This window comes from Streptomyces sp. NPDC034043, assembly GCF_055575675.1.
Genome location: NZ_JBVISF010000040.1, coordinates 1,968 through 5,157, shown reverse-complemented (window position 1 = coordinate 5,157; position 3,190 = coordinate 1,968). Strand labels below are relative to the sequence as shown.

The 3,190-nt window shown below is 56.7% G+C and carries 1 rRNA gene; it reads right to left on the bottom strand.

From position 1 onward, the window contains the following. Positions 1-32 precede the first annotated feature (32 nt). Positions 33-3,155, bottom strand: a 23S ribosomal RNA gene (locus ACZ51S_RS34610). Positions 3,156-3,190: the final 35 nt, after the last annotated feature.

Here is a 3,190-nt window from a genome sequence, read left to right as displayed (position 1 = left end):
CTTCAGAACTAACACAGTGGACGCGAGCAACTGAGGACAAGCCCTCGGCCTATTAGTACCAGTCAGCTCCACCCGTTACCGGGCTTCCACATCTGGCCTATCAACCCAGTCGTCTACTGGGAGCCTTACCCTCTCAAGGAGGTGGGAATACTCATCTTGAAGCAGGCTTCCCGCTTAGATGCTTTCAGCGGTTATCCTTTCCGAACGTAGCCAACCAGCCATGCCCTTGGCAGGACAACTGGCACACCAGAGGTTCGTCCGTCCCGGTCCTCTCGTACTAGGGACAGCCCTTCTCAATATTCCTACGCGCACAGCGGATAGGGACCGAACTGTCTCACGACGTTCTAAACCCAGCTCGCGTACCGCTTTAATGGGCGAACAGCCCAACCCTTGGGACCGACTCCAGCCCCAGGATGCGACGAGCCGACATCGAGGTGCCAAACCATCCCGTCGATATGGACTCTTGGGGAAGATCAGCCTGTTATCCCCGGGGTACCTTTTATCCGTTGAGCGACGGCGCTTCCACAAGCCACCGCCGGATCACTAGTCCCGACTTTCGTCCCTGCTCGACCCGTCGGTCTCACAGTCAAGCTCCCTTGTGCACTTACACTCAACACCTGATTGCCAACCAGGCTGAGGGAACCTTTGGGCGCCTCCGTTACCCTTTGGGAGGCAACCGCCCCAGTTAAACTACCCATCAGACACTGTCCCTGATCCGGATCACGGACCGAGGTTAGACATCCAGCACGACCAGAGTGGTATTTCAACGGCGACTCCACAACCACTGGCGTGGCTGCTTCAAAGTCTCCCACCTATCCTACACAAGCCGAACCGAACACCAATATCAAACTGTAGTAAAGGTCCCGGGGTCTTTCCGTCCTGCTGCGCGAAACGAGCATCTTTACTCGTAGTGCAATTTCACCGGGCCTATGGTTGAGACAGTCGAGAAGTCGTTACGCCATTCGTGCAGGTCGGAACTTACCCGACAAGGAATTTCGCTACCTTAGGATGGTTATAGTTACCACCGCCGTTTACTGGCGCTTAAGTTCTCAGCTTCGCAACCCCGAAAGGTCACTAACCGGTCCCCTTAACGTTCCAGCACCGGGCAGGCGTCAGTCCGTATACATCGCCTTACGGCTTCGCACGGACCTGTGTTTTTAGTAAACAGTCGCTTCTCGCTGGTCTCTGCGGCCACCCCCAGCTCAGAGAGCAAGTCTCATCACCAGGAATGGCCCCCCTTCTCCCGAAGTTACGGGGGCATTTTGCCGAGTTCCTTAACCATAGTTCACCCGAACGCCTCGGTATTCTCTACCTGACCACCTGAGTCGGTTTAGGGTACGGGCCGCCATGAAACTCGCTAGAGGCTTTTCTCGACAGCATAGGATCATCCACTTCACCACAATCGGCTCGGCATCAGGTCTCAGCCTTAACGTGTGACGGATTTGCCTACCACACGGCCTACACCCTTACCCCGGGACAACCACCGCCCGGGCTGGACTACCTTCCTGCGTCACCCCATCGCTTACCTACTACCACCTTGGATCGCCGGCTCCACCACTTTCCTTTCCCCGAAGGGTCCGGAACGGCTTCACGGGCTTAGCATCAGAGGATTCGATATTGGGCGTTTCAAAGCGGGTACCGGAATATCAACCGGTTGTCCATCGACTACGCCTGTCGGCCTCGCCTTAGGTCCCGACTTACCCTGGGCAGATCAGCTTGACCCAGGAACCCTTAGTCAATCGGCGCACACGTTTCTCACGTGTGTATCGCTACTCATGCCTGCATTCTCACTCGTGAACCGTCCACAACTAGCTTCCGCTGCTGCTTCACCCGGCACACGACGCTCCCCTACCCATCACAGCGGGCGTTGGCCCTATAGCTGCAATGACACGACTTCGGCGGTACGCTTGAGCCCCGCTACATTGTCGGCGCGGAATCACTTGACCAGTGAGCTATTACGCACTCTTTCAAGGGTGGCTGCTTCTAAGCCAACCTCCTGGTTGTCTCTGCGACTCCACATCCTTTCCCACTTAGCGTACGCTTGGGGGCCTTAGTCGATGCTCTGGGCTGTTTCCCTCTCGACCATGGAGCTTATCCCCCACAGTCTCACTGCCGTGCTCTCACTTACCGGCATTCGGAGTTTGGCTAAGGTCAGTAACCCGGTAGGGCCCATCGCCTATCCAGTGCTCTACCTCCGGCAAGAAACACACGACGCTGCACCTAAATGCATTTCGGGGAGAACCAGCTATCACGGAGTTTGATTGGCCTTTCACCCCTAACCACAGGTCATCCCCCAGGTTTTCAACCCTGGTGGGTTCGGTCCTCCACGAAGTCTTACCTCCGCTTCAACCTGCCCATGGCTAGATCACTCCGCTTCGGGTCTAGAGCGTGCAACTCAATCGCCCTATTCGGACTCGCTTTCGCTACGGCTTCCCCACACGGGTTAACCTCGCTACACACCGCTAACTCGCAGGCTCATTCTTCAAAAGGCACGCAGTCACGACGTCACATGCAAGCATGCAACGCGACGCTCCCACGGCTTGTAGGCACACGGTTTCAGGTACTATTTCACTCCGCTCCCGCGGTACTTTTCACCATTCCCTCACGGTACTATCCGCTATCGGTCACCAGGGAATATTTAGGCTTAGCGGGTGGTCCCGCCAGATTCACACGGGATTTCTCGGGCCCCGTGCTACTTGGGAGATGAGCAAGCAAGCCGCTGATGTTTCGTCTACGGGGGTCTTACCCTCTACGCCGGACCTTTCGCATGTCCTTCGACTACATCAACGGTTTCTGACTCGCCGACCGGCCGGCAGACCGATCAAGCTCATTCCCACAACCCCGCATGCGCAACCCCTGCCGGGTCTCACACGCATACGGTTTAGCCTCATCCGGTTTCGCTCGCCACTACTCCCGGAATCACGGTTGTTTTCTCTTCCTGAGGGTACTGAGATGTTTCACTTCCCCTCGTTCCCTCCACATGCCCTATGTGTTCAGGCATGGGTGACAGCCCATGACGACTGCCGGGTTTCCCCATTCGGACACCCCCGGATCAAAGCTCAGTTGGCAGCTCCCCGGGGCCTATCGCGGCCTCTCACGTCCTTCATCGGTTCCTGGTGCCAAGGCATCCACCGTGCGCCCTTAAAAACTTGGCCACAGATGCTCGCGTCCACTGTGTAGTTCTCAAGTA